This is a genomic window from Streptomyces sp. NPDC051913, assembly GCF_044593635.1.
In the GTDB taxonomy this organism is placed as follows: domain Bacteria; phylum Actinomycetota; class Actinomycetes; order Streptomycetales; family Streptomycetaceae; genus Streptomyces.
In genome coordinates, this window is the sequence record NZ_JBIUCI010000021.1 from 123,936 (window position 1) to 149,043 (window position 25,108).

Annotated in this window: 23 protein-coding genes; 14 read left to right on the forward strand and 9 right to left on the reverse strand. The window is 70.9% G+C overall.

Translation table 11 applies throughout. The annotated features are described in order from the left end of the window. Positions 1-71 precede the first annotated feature (71 nt). From pelF to ACIHIX_RS40915, 4 genes are read left to right on the forward strand one after another with little or no spacing between them, the layout of a single operon-like run. Positions 72-1,607: a GT4 family glycosyltransferase PelF gene (pelF, locus tag ACIHIX_RS40900; protein WP_399965619.1), complete on the forward strand. Its 1,536-nt coding sequence runs from the start codon at positions 72-74 to the stop codon at positions 1,605-1,607. After that, the gene (locus tag ACIHIX_RS40905) at positions 1,604-2,968 is read left to right on the forward strand and encodes a hypothetical protein (protein WP_399965621.1); all 1,365 of its coding nucleotides are present in this window, start codon (positions 1,604-1,606) and stop codon (positions 2,966-2,968) included. The genes pelF and ACIHIX_RS40905 overlap by 4 nt, the downstream gene beginning before the upstream one ends. Next, complete coding sequence (locus ACIHIX_RS40910; protein ID WP_399965622.1) at positions 2,965-3,594, forward strand: spherulation-specific family 4 protein; 630 nt, start codon at positions 2,965-2,967, stop codon at positions 3,592-3,594. Before ACIHIX_RS40905 ends, ACIHIX_RS40910 begins: the two co-directional genes overlap by 4 nt. Continuing rightward, a complete protein-coding gene (locus ACIHIX_RS40915) occupies positions 3,591-4,367 on the forward strand; it encodes an endo alpha-1,4 polygalactosaminidase (protein WP_399965623.1) in 777 nt (258 codons plus the stop codon). Before ACIHIX_RS40910 ends, ACIHIX_RS40915 begins: the two co-directional genes overlap by 4 nt. Here ACIHIX_RS40915 and ACIHIX_RS40920 read toward each other — a convergent pair. Beyond that, complete coding sequence (locus tag ACIHIX_RS40920) at positions 4,364-5,152, reverse strand: adenosylcobinamide-GDP ribazoletransferase (protein ID WP_399965624.1); 789 nt, start codon at positions 5,150-5,152, stop codon at positions 4,364-4,366. The genes ACIHIX_RS40915 and ACIHIX_RS40920 overlap by 4 nt on opposite strands. 68 nt (positions 5,153-5,220) lie before the next feature. Between ACIHIX_RS40920 and ACIHIX_RS40925 the strand changes: the two genes are divergently transcribed. Then, positions 5,221-5,979: a hypothetical protein gene (locus ACIHIX_RS40925; protein ID WP_399965625.1), complete on the forward strand. Its 759-nt coding sequence runs from the start codon at positions 5,221-5,223 to the stop codon at positions 5,977-5,979. Here the strand turns inward: ACIHIX_RS40925 and ACIHIX_RS40930 are convergent. From ACIHIX_RS40930 to cobT, 3 genes are read right to left on the reverse strand one after another with little or no spacing between them, the layout of a single operon-like run. Further along, entirely contained in the window at positions 5,925-6,617 is a 693-nt protein-coding gene (locus ACIHIX_RS40930; protein ID WP_399965626.1) for a hypothetical protein, read from the reverse strand. The genes ACIHIX_RS40925 and ACIHIX_RS40930 overlap by 55 nt on opposite strands. Beyond that, positions 6,614-8,296, reverse strand: coding sequence for a phosphatidylglycerol lysyltransferase domain-containing protein (locus ACIHIX_RS40935; RefSeq protein WP_399965627.1), 1,683 nt, complete (start codon positions 8,294-8,296; stop codon positions 6,614-6,616). The genes ACIHIX_RS40930 and ACIHIX_RS40935 overlap by 4 nt, the downstream gene beginning before the upstream one ends. A 30-nt stretch (positions 8,297-8,326) precedes the next feature. Further along, entirely contained in the window at positions 8,327-9,430 is a 1,104-nt protein-coding gene (gene cobT / locus ACIHIX_RS40940) for a nicotinate-nucleotide--dimethylbenzimidazole phosphoribosyltransferase (protein ID WP_399965629.1), read from the reverse strand. Between the two features lie 137 nt (positions 9,431-9,567). Between cobT and ACIHIX_RS40945 the strand changes: the two genes are divergently transcribed. Continuing rightward, positions 9,568-10,080 (forward strand): methyltransferase domain-containing protein, encoded by a 513-nt coding sequence (locus ACIHIX_RS40945; protein WP_399965630.1) that lies wholly within the window; start codon positions 9,568-9,570, stop codon positions 10,078-10,080. Here ACIHIX_RS40945 and ACIHIX_RS40950 read toward each other — a convergent pair. Further along, a complete protein-coding gene (locus ACIHIX_RS40950; protein WP_399965631.1) occupies positions 10,069-11,271 on the reverse strand; it encodes a bifunctional adenosylcobinamide kinase/adenosylcobinamide-phosphate guanylyltransferase in 1,203 nt (400 codons plus the stop codon). The genes ACIHIX_RS40945 and ACIHIX_RS40950 overlap by 12 nt on opposite strands. A gap of 140 nt (positions 11,272-11,411) precedes the next feature. On the opposite strand from ACIHIX_RS40950, the gene ACIHIX_RS40955 reads away from it, so the two are divergent. Next, the gene (locus ACIHIX_RS40955) at positions 11,412-11,624 is read left to right on the forward strand and encodes a hypothetical protein (protein WP_399965632.1); all 213 of its coding nucleotides are present in this window, start codon (positions 11,412-11,414) and stop codon (positions 11,622-11,624) included. A gap of 60 nt (positions 11,625-11,684) precedes the next feature. Here ACIHIX_RS40955 and ACIHIX_RS40960 read toward each other — a convergent pair whose 3' ends face one another. From ACIHIX_RS40960 to ACIHIX_RS40970, 3 genes are all read right to left on the reverse strand, one after another. Next, complete coding sequence (locus tag ACIHIX_RS40960; protein ID WP_399965633.1) at positions 11,685-12,764, reverse strand: S1C family serine protease; 1,080 nt, start codon at positions 12,762-12,764, stop codon at positions 11,685-11,687. A gap of 59 nt (positions 12,765-12,823) precedes the next feature. Next, positions 12,824-13,525, reverse strand: coding sequence for a class I SAM-dependent methyltransferase (locus ACIHIX_RS40965; protein WP_399965634.1), 702 nt, complete (start codon positions 13,523-13,525; stop codon positions 12,824-12,826). Between the two features lie 80 nt (positions 13,526-13,605). Next, on the reverse strand, positions 13,606-14,280 hold the full coding sequence (locus ACIHIX_RS40970) for a DUF3043 domain-containing protein (RefSeq protein WP_399965635.1): 675 nt from the start codon (positions 14,278-14,280) through the stop codon (positions 13,606-13,608). Positions 14,281-14,486: 206 nt separating this feature from the next. On the opposite strand from ACIHIX_RS40970, the gene ACIHIX_RS40975 reads away from it, so the two are divergent. The 6 genes from ACIHIX_RS40975 (at position 14,487) to ACIHIX_RS41000 (ending at position 23,255) form a co-directional block, all read left to right on the forward strand. Beyond that, positions 14,487-15,281 (forward strand): PspA/IM30 family protein, encoded by a 795-nt coding sequence (locus ACIHIX_RS40975; RefSeq protein ID WP_399965636.1) that lies wholly within the window; start codon positions 14,487-14,489, stop codon positions 15,279-15,281. Positions 15,282-15,313: 32 nt separating this feature from the next. Next, positions 15,314-15,592: a hypothetical protein gene (locus ACIHIX_RS40980; RefSeq protein ID WP_399965637.1), complete on the forward strand. Its 279-nt coding sequence runs from the start codon at positions 15,314-15,316 to the stop codon at positions 15,590-15,592. 109 nt (positions 15,593-15,701) lie between these two features. Then, positions 15,702-16,919 carry a sensor histidine kinase gene (locus ACIHIX_RS40985; protein WP_399965638.1) on the forward strand — a complete coding sequence of 406 codons (1,218 nt, stop codon included), beginning with the start codon at positions 15,702-15,704 and terminating at the stop codon, positions 16,917-16,919. 73 nt (positions 16,920-16,992) lie between these two features. Then, positions 16,993-17,676 carry a response regulator gene (locus ACIHIX_RS40990; protein ID WP_399965639.1) on the forward strand — a complete coding sequence of 228 codons (684 nt, stop codon included), beginning with the start codon at positions 16,993-16,995 and terminating at the stop codon, positions 17,674-17,676. A 134-nt stretch (positions 17,677-17,810) separates the two neighbouring features. Beyond that, positions 17,811-20,918, forward strand: a complete 3,108-nt coding sequence (locus tag ACIHIX_RS40995) for an efflux RND transporter permease subunit (protein ID WP_399965640.1) — start codon at positions 17,811-17,813, stop codon at positions 20,916-20,918. A 99-nt stretch (positions 20,919-21,017) separates the two neighbouring features. Then, complete coding sequence (locus ACIHIX_RS41000) at positions 21,018-23,255, forward strand: PQQ-binding-like beta-propeller repeat protein (RefSeq protein ID WP_399965641.1); 2,238 nt, start codon at positions 21,018-21,020, stop codon at positions 23,253-23,255. 11 nt (positions 23,256-23,266) lie between these two features. Here the strand turns inward: ACIHIX_RS41000 and nadA are convergent, their stop codons facing one another. Continuing rightward, entirely contained in the window at positions 23,267-24,451 is a 1,185-nt protein-coding gene (nadA, locus tag ACIHIX_RS41005; protein ID WP_399965642.1) for a quinolinate synthase NadA, read from the reverse strand. A 281-nt stretch (positions 24,452-24,732) separates the two neighbouring features. On the opposite strand from nadA, the gene ACIHIX_RS41010 reads away from it, so the two are divergent. Continuing rightward, positions 24,733-25,089 (forward strand): iron-sulfur cluster assembly accessory protein, encoded by a 357-nt coding sequence (locus ACIHIX_RS41010; RefSeq protein ID WP_030794551.1) that lies wholly within the window; start codon positions 24,733-24,735, stop codon positions 25,087-25,089. Positions 25,090-25,108 lie beyond the last annotated feature (19 nt).

Consider the following 25,108-nt stretch of genomic DNA (forward strand, 5'->3'; position numbering starts at 1 on the left):
AACCCGCAGCCGAGGTCCGGTCCGCAGTTCCCCCGATCCACATCCGCAGATCAGGGGGGAACCGCGCGGCGATGCGCACGGGCAGACACGTCACCATGCTCACCGAAGGCACCTACCCACACGTCCACGGCGGCGTCAGCACCTGGTGCGACCAGCTGGTCAAGGGCATGCCGGAGGTCGACTTCCACATCCTGTCGCTCACCGGCAGCGGCCGCGAACCCGTGACCTGGGAGCTGCCGCCGAACGTCTACCGCCACACCTCGGTCCCCACCTGGGGACCGCGCCCCGGCCGCAGGACCGCCCCGTACGGCAGGGCGAGGCGCCGCTTCCTCGACTCCTACGAGCGTTTCCTGCTCTCCTTCCTGGACCCGCGCGACCAGTACCACCACGATCACCACGACTTCGGCGAGGCCCTCCATGACCTGGCCCGACTCGCCCGCGCCGGAAGCCTGTCGGCGGCCTTGCGCACAGAGTCGGCGCTGCGGTCCCTGATGTGGATCTGGACGATGCCGCACCTGCCCATCGCCGCCGCCCACCCCACGGTCCACGACGCCCTCACCGCCACCGACCTCCTGGAACACGCCCTGCGCCCGCTGGGTGTCCGCATCCCCGAGGACTCGGTGGCGCACGCCGTGAGCAGCGGTCTGGCCACCCTGCCCGCCCTCGCCGCCCACCACCTGGACGGCGTGCCCTTCCTCCTCACCGAGCACGGCATCTACCTCCGCGAGCGCTACCTCGGCTACCGCGCGGACGCCCAACGGTGGCCGGTGAAGGCCTTCATGCTCGGCTTCTACCGTGAACTCAATTCACACGGATACCGGGCCGCCGACCTGATCACACCGTGCAACCAGTACAACCGCCGCTGGGAGGAGCGCGGCGGCGCCGACGCCGACAAGATCCGCACGGTCTACAACGGCGTCGACCCGGCCGCCTTCCCGCACGCGGGCCCCGAACCCGAGGCGCCGACCCTCACCTGGTGCGGCCGAGTGGACCCCATCAAGGACCTCGAAACCCTGATCCGCTCCTACGCCATGGTCCGCGCCGAACTCCCGGAAACCCGCCTGCGCCTGTTCGGCCCGGTCCCACCGGGCGGCGAGGAGTACAAGACCCGCCTGGAGAAACTCGCCGCCGAACTCGGTGTCACCGACGGCCTCACCTTCGAGGGCCGCATCAGCGAGGTCTGGCGCGCCTACGCGGCCGGCCACGTCGTGATGCTCTCCTCCATCTCCGAGGGCTTCCCGTTCTCCATCATCGAGGCCATGTCCTGCGGCCGTACGACGGTGTCGACGGACGTGGGCGGCGTACGCGAGGCCGTCGGTGACACGGGCCTGGTCGTCCCGCCGAGGGAGCCGGAGAAGATGGCGGCAGCGGCCCTGACCCTCCTGAAGGACGACGGAGGCCGCCTGAAGCTGGGCGAGTTGTCCCGCCGACGAGTGATCGACCGCTTCACGCTCCGCCGCTCGGTGGACGCCTTCCGCACCATCTACCAGGAACTCGCGGGCCTGCCCGAGGTCTACGAGCCCACGATCGAGACCGTCACCGACTGGACGCTCGAACTGCGCGACCCCTGGTACGCGGCGGTCGCGACGGACGGGACCGACTGGTGAGCGGCTCGGTCTGGCTGCCGCCGGACGCCCGCCCCACCACCTTCCCCACCATCCCCGGACAACGCACCGCACCCAGCTGGGCCGAGCCCGACCCCGTCGACGAACTCGCCGTCCGCCTCGACGACTTCGTGGCGGCCGCCGTCCACCCCGACGAGATCGCCGCACTCCTGGAGTCCGACGGCATGTCGGACGACCAGATACGCGAGCGGTACGGCGTGAAGAACTCCTTCGCGCTGGCCGAGGAACTCTACGAACGCGTCACCCGCCGCCACCCCGAACCACGGACCCCACCCCACGACCCGTGGCGGGTCAGCCTGTTGACCTGCCTCCTCAGAGGCGTGGTCTTCGCCCTCCCCGGCTTCGCCTACGTCCTCGGCGCCGCGGCCCCGCTCCCGCTCCTGGCCGGCGCCCTGACCGGCTGGACCTGGAACCAGGGCCTGGCCCATCGGGCTTACACCTGGCTGGGGTTGGGCGACGAACGGGCGGCGAAGCGCAGCCTGCTGCGCGGGGTGCCGACGGGGGTGGTGCTGGGCGCCCTGGTGGCATGGCTGGCGTCAGGCACCGCAGACCGGTCCACGGCCTTCGCGGTGGGCCAGTCCCTGTACCTGGGCGCGTCGACGATCTTGCTGGTACGGGCCCGCGAACGAGCCTTGCTGCTGGCCCTGTTGCCGATGGCGGCAGGAGCAATCCTGACCCTGTTCCACCCCGTCCCGAACGCGGCGAGACTCACCCTGCTTCTGGGCTCCCTGCTGGTAGTGACCGTCCTGGGGCTACTTGAAATCCTGCCTCAGGACAACGCCGTCAAGGAGCGCGGGGAACTGCGCGACCAGCCACGACGCACCCGCAGTCGACACACGACAGCGGGCCCCCCTCTCCTTTCGTCTTTCCCTTACGCCCTCTTCGGCTTGGCCACCGGCACCCTCGTCCTCCACGCAGCCCTGGAAGACAACCTCACCGCCGTCATCCTCACCCTCGGCATGGGCCCCGCCGAATACCTGCTCCACCGCCTCCGCAGCACCGCCGCAACCGCCCTGCGCTCCAGCACCACCCCAACCGCCTTCCGCCGCGCAGCGACCCGCACCCTCCTGCACCGCCTCACCACCTACCTCCTCACCCTCCTCGCCCTGGCCCTGACCACCGGCATCAGCCCCGCCCCCCTGCTGCTCCTCGGCACCGTCCTGTGGACAGCCCTGCTGCTCCAGTCCTTCGGCGCGATCCTCAGCACGACAGCGATCTGCTCCGTGGCGGCCCTGGCCCAGACATTCGCCCCGCTGACCGCCCTGACCGTGTACGCGCTCGCCGCCACGACCCAGGCGGCCCTGGCCTGCGCCCTGCTGGGGAAGGCGACCGCCCACCGATGACGAACAACCTCCTGCTCCCGTACTACGAGCACCCGTCCGTCCGCCCCGCGGAATGGGACGCGATCATCGCAGCGGCGCCGCACCTGTACGCGGTCGTCCTCAACCCGGCGAGCGGCCCGGGCGACCACCCGGACGAGGCCTTCGTCGAAGTGGCCGCACGCCTCAGAGCCGCAGGGACACGAACCCTCGGCTACGTCGACACCGCCTACGCCCGCCGCCCCCGCGCCGACGTCGTCCGCGACCTCACCCACCACCACGACTGGTATGCCACGGACGGCGCCTTCCTGGACCAAGTGGCCGCAGGAGAACCCGAGTTCACGTACTACCGCCGACTCGCCACAGCCGTCCGAGGCACCCTGGCCCTGAACCACGGAACCGCGCCGCACCCCTCCTACGCCCGCATCGCCGACGTCCTGGTGACCTTCGAGGGTCCCTGGACGTCGTACCTCCACCTCGGGCCGCCGCAGTGGCGCGGCACCTCGGACGTACGGCTCTGCCACCTCGTGTACGGCGTCCCGCGTGGCGCGGATCTCGCGGTGCACGGGGCGGATCTGTACTGCGGGGTGCCGGGGATGGGTGATCATCCTTGGGGTACGTTGCCCCACACTCTGGAGCCCGCTCAGTGAAACGCCTCCTGTGGCTGTTCCCCCTGCTTCTCCTGGCCGCCTGCACCACGGCCCAGGACGGGAGACCGAGCGCCCGCTGGCAGCCGACCCCCGGTCTGGCCTGGCAGTGGCAGCTGAGCGGCCGGACGATCGACACCTCCGTCGACGTGCCGGTCTACGACATCGACGGCTTCGACCAGCCGAAGGCGACCGTGACCGCCCTGCACCGCGAGGACCGCAAGGTGATCTGCTATCTCTCCACCGGCGCCTGGGAGGACTGGCGGCCCGACGCCGAGAAGTTCCCCAAGTCGGTGATCGGCCGCGGCAACGGCTGGGAGGGCGAGCGATGGCTGGACATCCGGCAGGTCGACGTCCTGGAGCCGCTGATGGCGGACCGGATGGACATGTGCCGGGAGAAGGGTTTCGACGCGGTGGAGCCGGACAACATGGACGGCTACAAGAACCGCACCGGCTTCGACCTGAAGGCGTCCGACCAGCTCCGCTACAACCGTCTGATCGCGAGGCTCGCCCACGACCGCGGGATGGCGGTGGGCCTGAAGAACGACCTCGACCAGATCCCGCGGTTGGTCGACGACTTCGACTTCGCGGTCAACGAGCAGTGCGCCCAGTACGACGAGTGCGAGGCCAACACGCCCTTCATCGAGGCGGGCAAGGCCGTGTTCCACGTGGAGTACGAACTGCCGACGAGCGCCTTCTGCGCGGAGTCGCGCCGGCTGAGGCTGAGCTCGATGGCGAAGAAGTACGAGCTGGGCGTGTGGCGCCGGGCCTGCTAGGCGCTGAAGCTCAGGACGACCAGCGCCGTCGTCGCCGCGGTCTCGGCGAGCCCGCCGAACACATCGCCGGTGATCCCGCCGAAGCGGCGCGTGCAGTGCCGTAGGAGAAGTTCCGACGCGCCCAGAGCGACGACCACGGCGACAGCGGGGACGTAGCTCTCCACCAGCAGCCCGCCCCCGGCCGCCGCCACCAGCACCCCGACCGCGACCCCGACCGCGCCCGCCACCGGCACCACCCCCGCCACGGCCGCCCCCAGCCCCTCCGGCCGGGCGGCCGGCACTCCGGCACGGGCGGCCAGGGTCAGCGCGAGCCGCGCCGCCACGGCCGAGACGACCGCGGCCACCGCACCCCGAGTCCAGGAGTCGTCGTACGCCTGTGCCAGCGCGGCCACCTGGCCCAGCAGTACGAAGACGAGCGTGATCACCCCGAACGGCCCGATGTCCGACTGCTTCATGATCCGCAGCGCGTCCTCCGCGGGCTTCCCGCTGCCGAGTCCGTCGGCGGTGTCGGCGATGCCGTCGAGATGCAGGCCCCGGGTCAGTACCGCGGGCACCGCGGCGGAGCCGACCGCGGCGAGCAGCGCCCCGGAGCCGAGCCACAGCAGCGCGAGCCCCACGCCCGCCGCCAGCCCGCCGATCACCACACCCACCAGCGGAGCGCACAGCATGCCGCCGCGCGCCGCCTCCCGGTCCCAGCGGCTCACCCGGACGGGGAGCACGCTCAGGGTGCCGAAGGCGAAACGGAGGCCGTGCAGACGGCCGTGGAGCTGCGGGGACGTGGACACGCCCGGAAGAGTAGCCCGGTCGCCGCACCCGCCGGGCAGCCCGCCCCCATCGGCCCGAAACTGTGGGCATGGGCCACTGGCTGCACCGCAACATCGTCGAACCCGGCAAGCTGCCGCTGCTCCTGGCCCTGACCGCGTTCGTCGTCACCTTCCTGGTCACCCGGGTCATCACCCGCCTCATCCGCGCGGGCAAGGGCCCCTTCGGCAACGTCAGCTCGGGCGGGGTGCACATCCACCACGTGGTGCCCGGCGTCATCCTGACGGTCCTGGGGGGCTTCGGGGCGGTCGCGAGCGGACGGCACGGCTTCGGGTCGGCGGCGTTCGCGGTGGTGTTCGGGGTGGGCGCCGGTCTGGTGCTGGACGAGTTCGCGCTGATCCTGCACCTGGACGACGTCTACTGGACGGAGGAGGGGAGGAAGAGCGTCGAGGTCGTCGTGCTCACCGCGGCGCTGGTGGGGCTGATGCTGTCCGGGTTCTCGCCGTTCGGGGTCAACGACATGAGCCAGGGGGAGCTCAAGGACCGCGGCAGTGTCATCACGACCGTGCTGGTCAACTTCCTCTTCGCGCTGGCCGTACTGCTCAAGGGCAAGGCGCGGATGGCCATCTTCAGCGTCGTCGTCCCGTTCGTCGGCATCATCGGCCTGGTCCGCCTGGCCCGCCCCGGCTCACCCTGGGCCCGCCGCTTCTACCGACGCCGCCCGAAGGCCCGCGCCAAGTCGATCCTGCGCGCCTACCACCACGACCGCCGCTGGGCGGGACCCAGCCGCCGCCTTCAGGACCTGATCGGCGGCAAGCCCGACCCCGCCATCGACGTCGGCCGCCGGTGACGCCTCGCCGACACCGCGCACAGCACCAGCACCGCCGCGATGGCCGCCAGATGCTCCTTGCCCGCGAGGTTGTCCTTCAGCAGCACCTCGACCACCATCGCGACGATCACCACGCCCGCGGTGACATACGCCCGATACCGCCAGCCCAGGAACACCGCCAGCCCCACCACCGCCGCCGACGGGCCGGTGTCGACGACCAGGGCGTCGGAGGCGGGCAGGCCGAGCGGGCTGTCGGGGCCCAGCCAGATGCCCACGCGCGCGTACAGCGTGCCGGCGAGGGTGGCGACGTAGGCGATGACGAGCGTGCGCCACCAGCCCAGACAGATCTCCGCGATGCCGAACACCAGCAGGATCTGGGCGAGGGCGCCCCAGACGGGAAGGTCCAGGGCGGGGACGAACAGCGACAGGGGAGTACGGAGCAGGGCCAGCCAGAGGGGGTCCTCGGCCCGTACGGCCCCCACGTCCTCGACGAACCGGAAGCCCCACGACTGGTTGTGGACGATGTGCAGCACCGCCGTCAGGCCCACCGCCCCGATCGTCATCGGAGCCGCCCGCCACCGCCTGCGCGCCAGCGGGCCGCGCACGGCGAGGTACAGCGGCCCCCATTCGGCACGGGCCCAGCGGGCGAGCGTCGTCATCTCGGTGTCTCCAGGTGCGTGCGGTGCGGCCCCGGCAGCTCCAGGAAGCCTTCCGCGCGCGCCGAGGCGAGCCCGATGCGCGGCAGGTCCGCGCTCTTCTCGAAGAGTAGGAACCGCGGCTCCCAGATGGGCCGGTACTTGGCGTTGGCGCGGTACAGGGACTCGATCTGCCACCAGCGCGAGAAGAAGCTGAGCAGCGACCTCCACAGCCGCAGCACCGGACCCGCACCGAGCCGTCCACCACGTTCGAAGACCGATCTGAACATCGCGAAGTTGAGCGAGACCTGCGTGATCCCGATCTCGCGGGCCCGCCGCAGCAGATCGATCACCATGAACTCGACCAGTCCGTTGTCGCAGTCCCGGTCCCGCCGCATGAGATCGAGCGACAGCCCGTGCGGGCCCCACGGCACGAACGACAGCAGCGCCCGCAACTCGCCCTGGCCGTCCCTGCATTCGAGCATCACGCAGCGCCCGTCCCGGGCGTCCCCGAGCCGCCCCAGCGCCATGCTGAACCCACGCTCGGTGGCCCCGTCCCGCCAGTCGTCCGCACGCCTGACCAGCGCGGCCATCTCGTCGGCCGGAATCTCCTCGTGCCGCCGGATCCGCACGGTGTACCCGGCCCGCCGCACCCGGTTGTGGGCCTGCCGTACGGTCCGCATGGCCCGCCCCTCAAGGGTGAACTCGGCGACCTCCACGAGCGCCTCGTCCCCGAGCTCCAGCGCGTCCAGCCCGTGCCGCGCGTACACGGTCCCCGCCTCCTCGCTCGCTCCCATCACGGCCGGGATCCAGCCGTGCGCCCGCGCCTGGTCGAGCCACGGCTCGATGGCGCCGGGCCAGGCCTCCGGGTCGCCGAGCGGATCCCCGGAGGCCAGGGCCACCCCTCCTACGACGCGATAGGCGACGGCGGCCTTCCCGCTCGGCGACCAGACGACGCTCTTCTCCCGGCGCAGCGCGAAGTAGCCCAACGAGTCCCGGTCGCCGTGCCGGTCGAGGAGCTCCCGCAGCCGCTTCTCGTCGTCCTCGGTGAGCGGGTCGACGGCGCGGCGGGAGCGGAAGGCGGCGTAGAGGACGGCGAGGAGGAGGACCGTGCTGAGTCCGTTGACGGTGACGTCGACCCAGTTGGGGGTGGCGATGCCGGGGGAGCGGAAGTCGGTGATGGAGACCAGGCGCAGGGTGCCGTAGCGCCAGCAGGCGGCGAAGGAGGAGTGCCGCTCGTTGGTCACCGTCACCAGCAGCGCCGCGAGCAGTGAGGAGCCGAGCAGCCCGCCCGCGCCGACGGCCGCGGCCAGCTTCGGGTTGGACCGGTCACCCTTGGCGTAGAACTCCCGCCGGCCGAGCAGCAGGGCGCTCACGAAGGCGGCGGTCAGGGCCAGCGACACCCAGTTCTGTGGATGCCGCCGGATCTCCGGGAACACCATGGCGAACGCGAACAGCGCGAGGAACGCCCCGCTCAGCCCGAGGTTGAGCAGCCATGCGGCACGCTTGCGGCGCCGCATGGTGATCGCCAGGAACGCCGTGAAGACCCCGGAGGCGAAGCCTGCGGTCAGCAGATACGGCGTGAACAGATCCTCCTGGTTGTGCCGCCGCACGTCCTGCCCCAGGGACACCCACACCGCACTGAGGAAGTTGACGAACGCGACGAGCCGGAGGTACCAGACGGCAAAGCGGGCGTATCCCATGAGAGGGGATCATATGGGCGCCCTTGTCCGTTATGCCGGACCTGCCTCCTCCTCCTTCTCCGGCTCCTCCGCGAGCTCCGGCTCCCGGTCGGGCTTCTCGGGCAGTTCGGCCGCCAACGCCGCCGCGGCCTGCACCAACGGCAGCGCCAGCAGCCCTCCGGCGCCCTCTCCCACCCGCACGCCGTGGTCGAGCAGCGGCTCAAGGGCCATCCGGTCCAGCGCCTTCGCCTGTCCCGGCTCCCCGGAGTCGTGCGCGGCCAGCCACCAGTCCGGCGCCCGGAAGGCGATCCGCTGGCCCACCAGCGCACAGGCGGCGACGACCACACCGTCAAGGACCACCGGCAGCTTGCGCACCGCGGCCTGGAGCAGGAACCCGGTGAGCGCGGCGAGGTCGGCCCCGCCGACGGTCGCGAGGAGCTGAAGCTGGTCGCCGAGCACCGGCCGCGCCCGCCGCAACGCGTCCCGGATCGCCGCGCACTTGCGCATCCACGTCAGGTCGTCGATCGCGAGCCCGCCCCGCCCGGTCACCACCGACGCGTCGGTCCCGCACAGCGCGGCGATGAGCACGCCCGCCGCCGTGGTCCCGCCGACGCTCACATCGCCGAGCACCACCAGATCCGTACCGGAGTCGGCCTCCTCGTCGGCCACCGTCATCCCGGCCCGGAACGCGGTCTCCGCCTCCTCCAGGGTCAACGCGTCCTCGACGTCGATGCGACCGCTGCCGCGCCGCACCCGATGGCGTACGACATCCTCGGGCAGCGTCTGCGGGTCGGTGTCCAGCGCCATGTCGACGACCCGCACCGGTACCCCGAGCCGCCGCGCGAGCACCGACACCGGGCGCCCGCCCGCCAGCACCTCGCGCACCAACTCCCCGGCGCTGCCCGCCGGTCGGGCCGAGACGTCGAGCTCGGCGATGCCGTGGTCACCGGCGAAGAGAACCACCCGCGGCCGTTCGACCGGCCGCACCGGCACGGCCGACTGCGCCGCGGCCAGCCACTCACCCAGGTCGTCCAGGCGGCCCAGCGACCCGGGCGGCACGATCTGGCGCTCACGACGCGCCTCGGCGTCGCGGCGCACCCCGCCGTCGGGGCGCTCGATCAGATCGGAGAAGTCGTCGAGATTAAGCGAGCTCATTCGCCGAACAGTACCGGCACCGATCGAACAGAACGGCGCCACATGGCCACCACGCCCCCCTGACGTCGTTGCTCCCAAGATCGAGATCCCTTACGTTCCGTTTTGCAGCGGATTGTCGTATGTCTCAGGGAGCCGCCATGAAACGCCTGCGCGCCCGTCTCACCGAGCTCGACCGCAGCCGGCGGCACCGCGCGACGGCCCGCGCGATGCTGCGTCTGGACCCGGAACCGGAGAGCTGGCTCGACATCGGCACGGGTCACGCCCACTTCCCCGCCGCGGCCAAGGCGTTGTTCCCCTACACCGCCTTCGACGGCCTCGACACGACCACCGCCGTACTGGTGGCCCGCGAGGCGGAACGGGTGGAGGAGGCGTACCTCGGCAGCCCGGCGTCCCCGCACCTGACCAAGGCACTGACCGGCCGCTACGACGTGATCAGCGTCCTGCGCCCCACCGCGGAACTCGCCGCGGTCCTGACCTTCCTCCGCCCGGGCGGGCACGTCCTGGTGGAGACCACGGAAGCCGTCGCGCCCCTGCGCACCGCACTGGAGGCCGGGAACTGCACGATCCTCCCGACCACCCGTCACCCCGCCCTCGACCGTCTGTCGAGCACGACCCGCGTGATCGCCCGCCGCAACCCCTCACCCGCGTAGGACGACCGCCTGCCCCGCCACCACCAGCAGCACCTGCTCGCACTCCCCGGCGAACGCCGCGTTCAGCCGCCCGAGTTCGTCCCGGTAGCGGCGCCCGGACGCGGTGGCGGGCACGATCCCCGACCCCACCTCGTTCGACACGGCGACGACGGTCCGCCGCGTCGCCCGCACCGCCTCCGTCAGCTCCCGTACCCGCTCCCGCAGCGCCCGCTCCCCGCCCCCGGCCCACTCCGTGTCGTCCCACGCCCCGACGGCGTCCATGGCGTCGGTCAGCCACAGCGACAGACAGTCGATCAGCAGCGGCGGCCCCTCGTCGGCGAGCAGCGGCACCAGATCACAGGTCTCGGTCGTCCGCCACGACCCCGGCCGCCGCTCCCGATGCAAGGCGACCCGCGCCGCCCACTCGCCGTCCCCGCCCCGGGTCCCGCCCGTGGCCACGTACAGCACGTCCGGGAAGGCCTCAAGCCGCCGCTCCGCCTCCACCGACTTCCCCGACCGCGCCCCGCCCAGCACGAACGTCCGCCGCGGCACATCCGGTACGTCCTCGTAGGCGCCGACGGACAGCGTCGTCCCGTCGGGCACGGCCCGCGCCCCGGCCGCCGCGAGCCGCCGCCGCAACTCGCCGGCCGGCGGCACGTCATGGTCCAGATGCACGGCGACGACATCGGTGGTCGGCCCCACGGCCCCCACCGCCCGCAGCCTGGCCAGCGCGTCCGGCCGCCCCACGACATCGGCGAGGACCATGTCGTAGACGTCCCTGCCGTTGTCCTCCAGCCCGGCGGGAGCCCCGCCCGGCGGCAGATACAGCAACCGCTGCCCGTCAGGGCCGGTGACCGCGTACCCGGTGCCCGGCGCGTCCATCGCCACCGCCCGCACCCGATGCCCTGTCAGCAGCGCCAACTCCCGCCCGTCCGGCACTCGCCCCGGCTGCGGCAACCCGGCCGGCACCTCCACGGCGGGCCCGTCGTGCGGATGCGACAACAGCACCTGCCGTACACCGCCCAGCGAATGCCCCGCCCGAGCGGCGGCGAAGGCCACGCCGGGCGTGAGATCGATCATGAGCGCCCCGTCAACGAGCAGCGCGGTGGCGGCACGGGCATCGGGGCCAAGCGCTACCGCGCAGGCGGCGCAGGGGCAGGAGGGCCGGGGAAGCCCAGAGGGCCCGCCGGTACCAAGCAAAGTCACGTCCACGAGAGCAATTTTCGCCGGTAACTTCTGATCATGCGCGCGCTGCATGCCCCCAAGGGGCGCGGGGAACTGCTCGACCAGCCCCTACGCAGCCGCGGACAACCGAATAGGCTCTGAACCCTAGTCACATCTGGGAGGCGTACATGGCGGCATGGACGTGGCGGTTCGAGAAGACCGACGGAACGGAGGTCCAGCCCGCAGTGGCCCCCGAGGAGTTCACCACCCAGGGCGACGCCGAATCATGGGTCGGCGAGTTCTGGAAGGACCTTCTCGAAGGCGGCGCGGACCAAGTGCACCTCTTCGAGGACGGCACGAAGATCTACGGCCCGATGAGCCTGCACGCCGAAGAGGCGTAAGCCGGAGGAAAAGGGGGCGGCCGTATCCGGGCCGCCCCCCTTTCCTCTCTCCTCACGCTCTCACTGCTCGCCCAGCGTCACATCCGCCGTCTTCTCGTCCCCGTCCCGCGTGTACGTCACCGTCACCTTGTCGCCCGGCGACTCGGTCGCCAGCGCCTCCGAGAGGGACGTGATCGTCGTGATGCCGGTGTCGCCCAGCTTGGTGATGACGTCGCCGGCCTCCAGGCCGGCCTTGTCCGCGGCCCCGCGGCTCTTCACCTCGACGACGGCCACGCCCGCGGCCTGGAAGCTGTCGTCGACGACCGTGCGGCCGGTGATACCGAGCGCGGCCCGGCCCGAGTCGGTGACCTTGCCGTTCTCGACGATCTGGCCGGCGACCGTCTTCACCATGGACGCGGGGATCGCGAACCCGATCCCGGGCGCCGCGCTGTTCCCGAAGTTGGGGTCGGTCGCGGCGAGCGTCGGGATGCCGATGACCTGACCGTCGAGATTGACGAGGGCGCCACCGCTGTTGCCCGGGTTGATGGCCGCGGACGTCTGGACCATGTTGCCGATGGTCGCGCCCGTACCGCCGTCGCTGCGGCCCTCGGTGACGGTCCGTCCGGTCGCCGAGACGATGCCCTGCGTCACGCTGGACGACAGGCCCAGCGGTGAGCCCATCGCGAGCACGATCTGGCCCACCTGGACCTTCGAGGAGTCCGCGAACGTCGCCGCCTTCAGCCCACTCGGCACCTTGTCCAGTTTGACGACGGCGAGATCCTGCTCCGGGTAGGAGTAGACGAGCTTCGCCGACAGGGTGTTCTCGCTGTTGGCCGTGGTCACCTGGAAGGTCTTCTCGTTGCCGACGACATGCGCGTTGGTGACGATGTGTCCCTTGTCGTCGTAGACCACCCCGGAGCCAAGGTCGTTGGAGGCCTGGATCTGCACGACCGACGGCAGGACCTCCTTGATGACCTTCTGGAAGTCGGACTGGAGGTCGCTGTCGGCGGCGGGAGCGGCGGCCTGGGTGGTCGGGTCCCGCTGCTCACCGGAAGAACCGGAGGAGCCGGAGTCGGAGCATCCGGCGAGCAGGGCGATGGAACAGGCGAGCCCGGCGAGGGGCGCGACAAGGCGTAGGGCACGGCGACGGAAAGCGTCCATGCCCCGAGTCTCACTTCAGGGTGAATGTCCAGCTTGCGGTGTACACCCGAACGAGCGCCTCAGCCCCGTACACCGCACAGGTGCAGCAGGGCCGCGACCGCCCGGTAGGGATCCGTCCGCCCGGCCCGCTCCTCGCACGCCAGCAGCGACTCCACGTCGGCAGGGATCTCCGCCCCGTCCGCCGCGGTGTCCGTGAAGACCCGCACGCCGTACCAGGCCTGGAGCGGCGCCCCGATCCCGGCGAGCGTCGCGGTCAGCGCGGCGAGCCGGTCGGCGCGTACGTCGAGTCCGAGGCGGTTGGTGTACGAGACGGTGTCGAAGGAGTCGACAGCGCGCGCCCAGTCACCCGACAGCCCCGGCCGCATGGCCAGCGCGTCGGCGTTGCGCACCAGCAGCGAGACCAGCCCGCCCGGCGCGAGCATCCGCGCGAGTCCGGCCAGCAGGGCGTCCGGCTCCTCGACGTACATCAGCACGCCATGGCAGAGCACCACGTCGAAACTGCCCGGCAGGAAGTGCACCCCGGTGTCGCGGCCGTCGCTCTGGACCAGCCGCACCCGCTCCCGGATGCCCTCCGGCTCGCCGGCCAGCGCCTCTCGGGCGGCCATGAGCATCGTCGGGTCCTTCTCGACACCGGTCACCTGGTGTCCGGCCCGGGCCAGGCGCAGCGCCTGGGTGCCCTGACCCATGCCGACGTCGAGCACCCGCAGTCGCTGCCCGACCGGGAAACGCCCGGCTATCTGCTCGTCGAGCTGCCGGGCCACCAGCTCCTGTCGTACGACGTCCCGCAGTCCGCCCAGCTTGTTCAGCCAGGCTTCCGCGCCCCCGGTGAACGGCGTTGTGCTCAGGGCCGCTCTCCGCGCTTGACCTGCGGCTTGGGCAGCCGGAGCCGGCGCATCTGAAGGGAGCGCATGAGCGCGTAGGCCACCGCGCCCTTCCGGTTCTGGTCGGGGAAGCGCTCGGCGAGCCGCTTCTTGAGACGGAAGCCGGTGAGGATCGAGTCGAGCACGATCAGCACGATCACGACGAGCCACAGCAGCAGCGCGATGCTCTGCAGGGCACCGACCTGCACCATGCTCAGCACGAGGATCACCACGGCCATGGGCAGGAAGAACTCCGCCACGTTGAACCGCGAGTCGATGGTGTCGCGCGCGAACTTGCGGACCGGGCCCTTGTCTCGCGCGGGCAGGTACCGCTCGTCACCGCCGGCCAGCGCCTGGCGCTGCTTCTCCATGGCGGCACGACGCTCGTCGCGCTGGCGCTTGGCGGCGTCCTTGCGCGTCATCGACGTGTTGGCGACGCTGCGGCGCTGGGTCTGGGCCTCACTGCGCTTGGGCGTGGGGCGACCCTTGGGGGCCTGCGGGTCGCGGGGCTGCTTGGAGTCGGTCAGCGAGGCCTGGTCGGCGGTCGCGGCCTTCTCTTCCTTGGCACGGCTACGGAACACAAAACCCAAGGGTACGGGGTGCCCGGGGTTGGACCCCAGCCCGGTGGGGAACGATCCGGCAACACCAGTCGTCATGTAGGGGGACAGAGGGGACGTCCGGTGACCGACTGCTCACCCTGAAGGTCACCTACTCCTCACGCCGGAGCAAGGCCTTGGCCAGTCGTCCTTGGGGATGAGCGCATCCGTCCCCGGACAGTGCGTCAATGGATGCAGGGCCCGTACTGTGGGTTCTGTCGCAGACCTGTGAGCTGGAGTCCGTCAGAAGGGGGCGCGCGAAGCCCATGAGCGGTGTCATGAAGCGTATGGGGATGATCTTCCGCGCGAAGGCGAACAAGGCCCTTGACCGGGCCGAGGACCCGCGCGAGACCCTCGATTACTCGTATCAGAAGCAGCTGGAGCTGCTCCAGAAGGTCCGCCGCGGGGTGGCCGACGTGGCCACGTCCCGCAAGCGCCTGGAACTCCAGCTCAACCAGTTGCAGTCGCAGTCCTCGAAGCTGGAGGACCAGGGCCGCAAGGCGCTCGCGCTCGGCCGTGAGGACCTCGCCCGTGAGGCGCTGTCCCGCCGGGCCGCGCTCCAGCAGCAGGTGACGGACCTCGAGACACAGCACGCGACGTTGCAGGGCGAGGAGGAGAAGCTCACCCTGGCGGCCCAGCGGCTCCAGGCCAAGGTCGACGCCTTCCGTACGAAGAAGGAGACCATCAAGGCCACGTACACCGCGGCCCAGGCCCAGACCCGGATCGGCGAGGCCTTCTCCGGCATCTCCGAGGAGATGGGCGACGTCGGCATGGCCATTCAGCGGGCCGAGGACAAGACGGCCCAGCTCCAGGCCCGCGCCGGCGCGATCGACGAACTCCTCGCCTCCGGCGCCCTCGACGACCAGTCCGGCATGCACAAGGACGACATCCAGGCCGAGCTGGACCGGCTCTCCGGTGGTACGGATGTAGAGCTGGAACTGCAGCGCATGAAGGCGGAGCTGGCCGGAGGTTCCTCGTCCCAGCAGGCCATCGAGGGCGGCACCGGCCAGGCGCAGTCCCAGCAGCAGCCGCAGGACACCCCGCGCTTCGACAAGCAGTGACGGACAGCGGGGCCCACGCCTAGGAGGGCGACATGATCGTACGGATCATGGGGGAGGGGCAGGTGAGGCTGGCCGACGGCCACCTCACCGAGCTGAACAAGCTGGACGACGACCTGTTGGCCGAGATGGAGAACGGCGACGGCCCCGGCTTCCGCCGCACCTTCGACGCCCTCCTGGCCAAGGTCAGGGAACTGGGCGAGCCCTTGCCGGACGACTCCCTGGAACCCTCGGACCTGATCCTCCCGTCGCCGGAGGCGACGCTGGAGGAGGTCCGGGAGATGCTGAGCGACGACGGCTTGATCCCGGGATAGAGGGTCACTTTCCAGCCGACGGTGAACGGGTGGTGGTGGGCAAAGGCCGAGGGTCTGGGGGCAGAGCCCCCAGGGACGCGCGCCACGACGTACCCGTACCTTGTCAGACGTGAGCACCCTCGACCGAGCCCGCCACCAGTTCAAGGCGCACCCCATGGCCCTGGACGCCGCCCTGGCGATCGGCGTCCTCGCCTGCATGGTCGCCGGCTCCTTCGTGGACCCGCACGGACCCGACGGCGTCACCTGGGGCATCCGCACCCCGGACCCGCTCAGCCTCGTCCTCATCGGCCTCAGCGCCGCCGCACTGGTCTTCCGCCGCCGCGCGCCGATGACGGTGCTCGCCCTCACCGGCACCTTCTCCGTCGTCGAGTGCGTCACCGGCGATCCCCGCGCCCCCGTCGCCATGTCCGCGGTGATCGCCCTCTACACCGTCGCCTCGGCCACCGACCGCCCCACCACCTGGCGGGTCGGGTTGCTCACGATGACCGTCCTCACCGCCGCCGCGATGCTCGGCGGGCCGCTCCCGTGGTACGCCCAGGAGAACCTCGGCATCTTCGCCTGGACCGGCATCGGCGCCACCGCGGGCGACGCCGTCCGCAGCCGCCGCGCCTTCGTGCAGGCCATCCAGGACCGCGCCGAGAAGGCGGAGCGCACCCGTGAGGAGGAGGCCCGTCGCAGGGTCGCCGAGGAGCGGCTCCGTATCGCCCGCGATCTGCACGACGTCGTCGCCCACCACATCGCCCTCGTCAACGTGCAGGCCGGGGTCGCCGCCCATGTGATGGACAAGCGGCCCGACCAGGCCAAGGAGGCCCTCGCCCACGTCCGCGAGGCCAGCCGCTCCGCGCTCAACGAACTCCGCGCCACCGTCGGCCTGCTCAGACAGTCCGGCGACCCCGAGGCGCCCACCGAGCCCGCCCCCGGCCTCGACCGTCTCGACGAACTGGTCGGCACCTTCCGCAGCGCCGGACTACAGGTCGAGGTCGCCCGCGCCGACGCCGGGACCACCCTGCCCGCCGCCGTCGGCCTCGCCGCCTACCGGGTCATCCAGGAAGCCCTCACCAACGTCCAGAAGCACGCGGGCGGTGCGGCGAAGGCCGAGGTCAGCGTCGTACGGGTGGGGCCGAACATCGAGATCACCGTCCTCGACAACGGCGCCGGCGCCGAGGACTCCGCGGACGGCGGCGGCCATGGCCTGCTCGGTATGCGTGAGCGCGTCACCGCCCTGCGCGGCACCCTCACCACCGGTCCCCGTTACGGCGGCGGCTTCCGGGTGCATGCGATCCTGCCGGTCAAGACCCGCGGCCGCGGCGCCGACGACACCGTATGAGCGACGTGCGGAACTCAGGCGTACCGCACGGAAGTTGTCGTAGCACCACACCATCTGCCGCAGAGGACCCCGTATGACCATCCGTGTCCTGCTCGCCGACGACCAGGCGCTGCTGCGCAGTGCCTTTCGGGTGCTCGTCGACTCCGAGGCCGACATGGAGGTCGTGGGGGAGGCGTCCGACGGGGCGGAGGCGGTGCGGCTGGCCAAGGAGAGGCGGGCGGACGTCGTCCTGATGGACATCCGGATGCCCGGCACCGACGGTCTCGCCGCCACCCGCATGATCAGCGAGGACCCCTCCCTGGCCCAGGTCCGGGTGGTCATCCTGACGACGTTCGAGGTCGACGACTACGTGGTGCAGTCGCTTCGGGCCGGCGCCTCCGGCTTCCTCGGCAAGGGCAGTGAGCCCGAGGAGCTGCTCAGCGCGATCCGGATCGCGGCCGGCGGCGAGGCGCTGCTGTCCCCGGCCGCCACCAAGGGCCTCATCGCCCGCTTCCTCGCCCAGGGCGACGGCGCCGACGAGAGCGCCGACCCGGCCCGTACCGCCCGCCTTGAGGCGCTGACCGTCCGGGAGCGGGAGGTCCTGGTCCAGGTCGCCGGCGGCCACTCCAACGACGAGATCGCCGAGCGGCTCGAAGTGAGCCCGCTGACCGTGAAGACGCATGTCAACCGGGCCATGGCCAAGCTGGGCGCGCGGGACCGAGCGCAGCTGGTGGTGATCGCGTACGAGTCGGGGCTGGTACGTCCGAGGGTGGAGTGAACTCCACCCCTCGTACTGCGGGCGGAGTATGCGCCGGATAAGGAAATGGACCTGGGGGCTACGAAACAGCGGCCTCACAGGACACAGGGTGTAGAGGCCGCTTCTGCCGCTCACAGAATTGAGATCCCTGACCCATGTCCTGGCTGTCGAGATTCAGCCTCGCGCAACGTGCCCTCATAGGCCTGATGTCGATCATCGCGCTCGCCTTCGGTGCCATCGCGATCCCCCAGCTCAAGCAGCAGCTGCTGCCCTCCATCGAGCTGCCCATGGTGTCCGTGCTCGCCCCCTACCAGGGCGCCTCCCCGGACGTCGTCGAGAAGCAGGTCGTCGAGCCGATCGAGGACAGCCTCGAAGCCGTCGACGGCATCGAGGGCGTCACCTCGACGGCCAGTGAGGGCAACGCCGTGATCATGGCGTCCTTCGACTACGGCCCCGACACCAAGCAGCTCGTCGCCGATGTCCAGCAGGCCGTCAACCGGGCCCGCGTCCAGCTCCCGGACTCCGTGGACCCGCAGGTCATCGCCGGTTCCACGGACGACATGCCGACCGTTGTCCTCGCCGTCACCTCGGACAAGGACCAGCAGGCCCTCGCCGACCAGCTCGACAAGACCGTGGTGCCGGAGCTGAAGTCCGTCGACGGCGTCGGCCAGGTCACCGTGGACGGCGTCCGCGACCTCCAGGTCACCGTCACCCCGGACGACGCGAAGCTCGCCAAGGCCGGTCTCGGCTCGGCCGCCCTCGCCCAGGCCCTCCAGGCGGGCGGCGCGACCGTCCCGGCCGGCTCCTTCGACGAGGACGGCGCCAACCGCACCGTCCAGGTCGGCGGCGGCTTCACCTCGGTCGGGCAGATCCAGGACCTGATGGTCACCGGGGAGGCCGGGAAGAAGCCCGTACGCCTCGGTGACGTGGCCACCGTGAAGCAGGAGCAGGCCGCCGCCGACGCCATCACGCGCACCGACGGCAAGCCCAGCCTCGCCGTCATGGTGACCATGGACAAGGACGGCAGCGCGGTCTCCATCTCCGACGCCGTCGAGGACAAGCTGCCCGCCCTGCGCAAGGACCTGGGCAGCGGCTCCGAGATCACCGTCGTCTCCGACCAGGGCCCGGCGGTCGCCAAGGCCATCAAGGGCCTGACCACCGAGGGCGGGCTCGGCCTGCTCTTCGCCGTCCTGGTCATCCTGGTCTTCCTGGCGTCCGTCCGCTCGACCCTCGTCACGGCGGTGTCCATCCCGCTGTCCGTGGTCCTCGCGCTGATCGTGCTGTGGACGCGCGACCTGTCCCTGAACATGCTGACGCTGGGCGCGCTGACCATCGCCATCGGCCGGGTCGTCGACGACTCGATCGTGGTCCTGGAGAACATCAAGCGCCATCTCGGCTACGGCGAGGAGCGCCAGGACGCCATCCTCAAGGCGGTCCGCGAGGTCGCCGGCGCGGTCACCTCCTCCACCCTCACCACGGTCGCCGTGTTCCTGCCGATCGGCCTGGTCGGCGGCATGGTGGGCGAGCTGTTCGGCTCCTTCAGCCTCACCGTGACGGCCGCGCTGCTCGCGTCCCTCGTCGTCTCGCTGACGGTCGTCCCGGTCCTGTCGTACTGGTTCCTGCGCGCCCCGAGGAACACCCCCGAGGACGCGGCGGAGGCCCGCCGCCTCGCCGAGGAGAAGGAGGCGCGCAGCAGGCTCCAGCGGCTCTACGTCCCCGTCCTGCGGTTCGCGACCCGGCGCCGCCTCACCAGCGTCCTGATCGCGGTCGTCATCCTCATCGGCACGTTCGGCATGTCCGGGCTGCTGAAGACGAACTTCTTCGACCAGGGCGAGCAGGAAGTCCTCACCGTCAAGCAGGAGCTGAAGCCCGGCACCAGCCTGGCCGCGACCGACGAGCAGGCGAAGAAGGTCGAGAAGCTGCTCGCCGACACCGAGGGCGTCAAGGACTACCAGGTCACCGTCGGCTCGTCCGGCTTCATGGCGGCCTTCGGCGGCGGCACCGACACCAACCAGGCCTCCTACTCGGTGATGCTGGACGACTCGGCCTCCTCCGACGACGTCCAGGACCGCATAGAGGCCGGTCTGAAGAAGCTCGACGGCATCGGTACGACGACCATCGCGGCCGGTGACGGCTTCGGCAGCCAGGACCTGAGCGTCGTCGTGAAGGCGGCCGACGCGGACGTCCTGCGCGAGGCGTCCGAGGAAGTGCGCAAGACCGTGGCCGGGCTCGACGACGTCACCGACGTCACCAGCAACCTCGCCGAGAGCGTCCCGCGGATCTCGGTGAAGGCCAACTCCAAGGCGGCCGCGGCCGGTTTCACCGACCAGACGCTCGGCGCGGCCGTCGCCCAGGCGGTCAAGGGCACCACCGCCGCCAAGGCGATCCTCGACGACACCGAGCGGGACGTCGTCATCCGGTCGGCGAAGCCCGCGCAGACCCTGGACGAGCTGCGGAACCTGAGGCTCGGCCCGGTGAAGCTCGGTGACATCGCCACCGTGAAGGTGGTGGACGGTCCGGTGTCGATGACCCGGATCGACGGTCAGCGCGCGGCGACCATCACCGCCAAGCCGACCGGTGACAACACGGGCGCGGTGAGCCAGGACCTCACGTCCGAGCTCGACGCGCTGAAGCTTCCGGCGGGCGCCACGGCCGAGATCGGCGGTGTCACCTCCGACCAGGACTCCGCGTTCAAGAACCTGGGCCTGGCCATGCTCGCGGCGATCGCGATCGTGTTCATGCTGCTGGTGGCGACGTTCCGGTCGCTCGCCCAGCCGCTGATCCTGCTCGTCTCCATCCCGTTCGCGGCGACGGGCGCGATCGGTCTGCTGATCCTCACCGGCACCCCGATGGGCGTCCCCGCGATGATCGGCATGCTGATGCTCATCGGCATCGTGGTGACGAACGCGATCGTGCTGATCGACCTCATCAACCAGTACCGCAGACAGGGCTATCCGACGGTCGACGCGGTCATCGAGGGCGGCCGGCACCGGCTCCGCCCGATCCTGATGACGGCCCTGGCGACGATCTTCGCCCTGCTGCCGATGGCCCTCGGGGTCACCGGCGAGGGCGGCTTCATCGCCCAGCCGCTGGCCGTGGTCGTGATCGGCGGTCTGATCACCTCGACCCTGCTGACCCTGCTCCTGGTCCCGACGCTCTACACGATGCTGGAGCTCCGCAAGGAGCGCCGCGCGAAGAAGCGGGCCCTGAAGCGGGAGAAGAAGGCGGAGGTACCGGCGCAGCCGGAACCCGCCGGAGTGTGACGAACCCCTGGGAGGGCGGCCGGGCGACCGGCCGCCCTCTCTGCTTCCCTGCGTATTCTGTGGCCTCGAACTGCCGTGCGTGGGAAGGGACATTCGGTCGTGCCACTGCACAAGGACGACCCGAAATCGATCGGCGGATACAAGCTGGTCGACCGGCTCGGCACCGGCGGCATGGGCGTCGTCTACTGGGGCAGATCCCGCTCGGGCCGGGACGTCGCCGTCAAGGTGGTGCACGCGCAGTACGCGGAGGACCGGGTCTTCCGGGCCCGCTTCCGCCAGGAGATCGACGCCGTCCGCAAGGTCAGCGGCGCCTTCACCGCGCCCGTGGTCGACGCCGACCCGGAGGCGGTACGGCCCTGGATGGCGACCCAGTACGTCCCCGCCAGTTCCCTCGCCGAACGCATCCGCGACCACGGCGCCCTCAGGGGCCGCGAACTGCGGCGGCTGGCCCTGGGGTTGGTGGAGGCGCTCCAGGACATCCACCGTGCCGGAGTCGTCCACCGGGACCTCAAGCCGGCCAACGTCCTGATGGCCGAGGACGGCCCCCGCGTCATCGACTTCGGCATATCCCGCGCCGCCGAGAACCACCAGACCCTCACCGAGACCGGCCAGATGATCGGCACCCCGCCCTTCATGTCCCCGGAACAGTTCACCGACGCCCGCACGGTCGGACCCGCCTCGGACGTCTTCTCGCTCGCCGCGCTCCTGGTCTTCTCAGCCACCGGACGCGGCCCCTTCGACGCCGACAGCCCGTACCTGACCGCCTTCCGGGTCGTCCACGAGCAGCCGGGACTGGACGGCGTACCGGCGCCGTTGCGCGCGGTCCTGGCGCGCTGCCTGGTGAAGGACCCCGCCGAGCGCCCCCAACTGGACGTTCTGGCCAAGGAGTTCGCCGAGGTGCTGCCCGAGCCCGACCCCATGGACCCGGACACCACGACCCTGCGCCTGGCCGACCTGCGCACCGTCGACGAGACGTACGCGGGGACCGGCTCGGCCGCGTCGACGCGGGCGGGGCGCCGTCGGGGCCGGCGTCCGCTGCTCGCGGCCGTCTGCGCCATGGGCGTACTGGTCCTGGGAACGGGCTGGTACCTGCGCTTCGGGCCGGGATTCCCGGACGGCGAACCGGCGGTGAGCTCCGCCTCCGCCGAGGGTTCCCGCTGGGCGGCGGTGCCCAGCGGCTGGCAGCCATGGCAGACGACGATGGCGGAGCCGGCACGGCGCGGTGAGGTCAACGCACTGGCCAGGGAAAGCGAGGACCCGGGCGACGCCGACTGCGAGCGGTACGAGAACGCCGTCTACTGCGCGGGCAACAACATCCTCCCGGTCCGGCTCGACGGCCGTACCGGTGCCACCGTCTGGCGCTCCGCGCTCGCCTCCTCCGCTGAGGGTGGGAGCACGAGCGCGGAGCGCAATATCTTCGAACTTCTCGGGGTGCGGGACGACACGATGCTCGTACAGCGGTCGGTCTTCGGCGACGGCGGGAGCGGACGGGTCAGCATCGTCGCCCTCGACACCGAGAGCGGCGAACAGCGGTGGGCTCGTACGCTGAACAGCCAGAACTTCGACCAGATCCTGTCCGGCGACCTTCTGCTGACCCCGGATCCCAGCGGGCGGCTGGTCACGGCCCGTTCCCCGCGCACCGGCACCGACCGGTGGACCGTACAACTGCCCGGCGACTACTACTGCCAGTTCACGACGACCGGCTCCCGGCTGTACGCGCACTGCTTCCCGGACGACGAGACCCAGGACGCCGTGGTCCTGGAACTCGACCAGGCCGACGGATCGGTACTCCGGCGCTGGAAGACGCCGTCCGCCAGCGGCCTGCTCGGCACCGTCGACGGCCGGCTGGCCTTCGTGATCGGGGGCACGCCAGGACCGGCCCGCCCCGAGGATCTGAGGTTCGACGAGATCCGGCTGCTCGACCCGGACACCGGCGCCGCCACCACGACGAGGCTGGCGCACACCTACGACGGCTCGGTGCGGCTCGCCGCCGGCACCCTGTGGATCACCGGGGCCAACGGCCAGGTGGCCGCGGTGTCCCCGCTGACCGGCAAGCAGCTGTGGCAGACCCGCACCGGCGTCGAGAGCGCGGGCCGGCCCACGTACGACGGGGCCACCCACACCCTCTACCTGGCCAGCACCAGTGGCCGGGTCGCCGCCCTCGACAGCCGCGAGGGCACACCGCTGTGGGAGACGGGCGCCCACGCCGACCAGTTGGAGAGCACCACCAAGTCCGGGGTGCTGCTCTACGGCGGCGCGCTGGTCGTGAGCACCCCCGACGGCACCGTCCTCAGCCTCGACCCCGCTCACCCCGGGGAGACCTCCTCCCCGGGGTGAGCACGTGAGGTCTACGGCAGGGCCAGCATCCGCTCCAGCGCCAGCTTCGCGAACGCCTCGGTCTCCTTGTCGACCTCGATGCGGTTGACGAGCTTGCCCTCGGCGAGCGACTCCAGCGTCCACACGAGGTGGGGGAGGTCGATGCGGTTCATGGTCGAGCAGAAGCACACCGTCTTGTCGAGGAAGACGATCTCCTTGCCCTCGGGCGCGAAACGGTTCGCGAGCCGGCGGACGAGGTTCAGCTCGGTGCCGATGGCCCACTTGGAGCCGGCCGGGGCCGCCTCCAGCGCCTTGATGATGTACTCCGTCGAACCGACCTGGTCCGCCGCCGCCACGACCTCGTGCTTGCACTCGGGGTGGACCAGGACGTTGACGCCCGGGATGCGCTCGCGCACGTCGTTGACGGAGTCCAGCGAGAACCGGCCGTGCACCGAGCAGTGGCCGCGCCACAGGATCATCTTGGCGGCGCGCAGCTCCTCCGCCGTCAGCCCGCCGTTCGGCTTGTGCGGGTTGTAGAGGACACAGTCCTCCAGGGACATGCCCATGTCCCGGACGGCGGTGTTGCGGCCGAGGTGCTGGTCGGGGAGGAACAGCACCTTGTCGCCCTGCTCGAAGGCCCAGTCCAGCGCGCGCTTGGCATTCGAGGAGGTGCAGATCGTGCCGCCGTGCTTGCCCGTGAACGCCTTGATGTCCGCGGACGAGTTCATGTAGGAGACCGGCACGACCTGCTCGGCTATCCCGGCCTCGGTCAGCACGTCCCAGCACTCCGCGACCTGCTCGGCGGTGGCCATGTCGGCCATCGAGCAGCCGGCGGCGAGGTCGGGGAGGACCACCTTCTGGTCGTCGCCGGTCAGGATGTCCGCGGACTCCGCCATGAAGTGCACACCGCAGAACACGATGTACTCGGCCTCCGGGCGCGCGGCCGCGTCCCGGGCCAGCTTGAAGGAGTCGCCCGTGACATCGGCGAACTGGATGACCTCGTCGCGCTGGTAGTGGTGGCCGAGGACGAAGACCTTGTCCCCGAGCTTCTCCTTGGCCGCGCGAGCACGCTCCACCAGGTCCGGGTCGGACGGCGAGGGCAGATCGCCGGGGCACTCCACACCCCGCTCGCTCTTCGGGTCGGCTTCACGGCCGAGGAGCAGCAGGGCAAGGGGCGTCGGCTGTACGTCGAGCTCCTGGGTCTGGGCGGTGGTCACGACACGCACCCTTTCTGTTCTGCGGAAGTGCTTTTCGTCGAACTGACGTTATCTATGATAACCCGGTTCACGTCACTTTGACGATGGTCATTGCGTCGATGTGACATGAATCCCGCCGCAGAATTTCGACTGCCTGCCAGATGCGGCATTTTCCGCTGCCTGTCAGGTGTGCGAGCATGAAGGAGACGCCGGAAACTCGGCGCCCGGCCCGGAATGAATCCGCGGCCTTGCCGGTTGCACCAGTCGGCAAGCAGTCTCCGTACAACCCGGGAGAGATGTAGATGTCCGTATCGGACGAGACCAGCACCGTCACCGACGGCATCATCCTGTCCGACGCCGCCGCGGCGAAGGTCAAGGCCCTGCTCGACCAGGAAGGCCGTGACGACCTGGCCCTGCGTGTCGCCGTTCAGCCCGGTGGCTGCTCCGGCCTGCGCTACCAGCTCTTCTTCGACGAGCGTTCCCTCGACGGCGACGTCGTCAAGGACTTCGACGGCGTCAAGGTCGTCACCGACCGCATGAGCGCCCCGTACCTGGGCGGCGCGTCCATCGACTTCGTCGACACCATCGAGAAGCAGGGCTTCACGATCGACAACCCCAACGCGACGGGCTCCTGCGCCTGCGGCGACTCCTTCAGCTAGGCCCTGCCGCTCCGGCTGA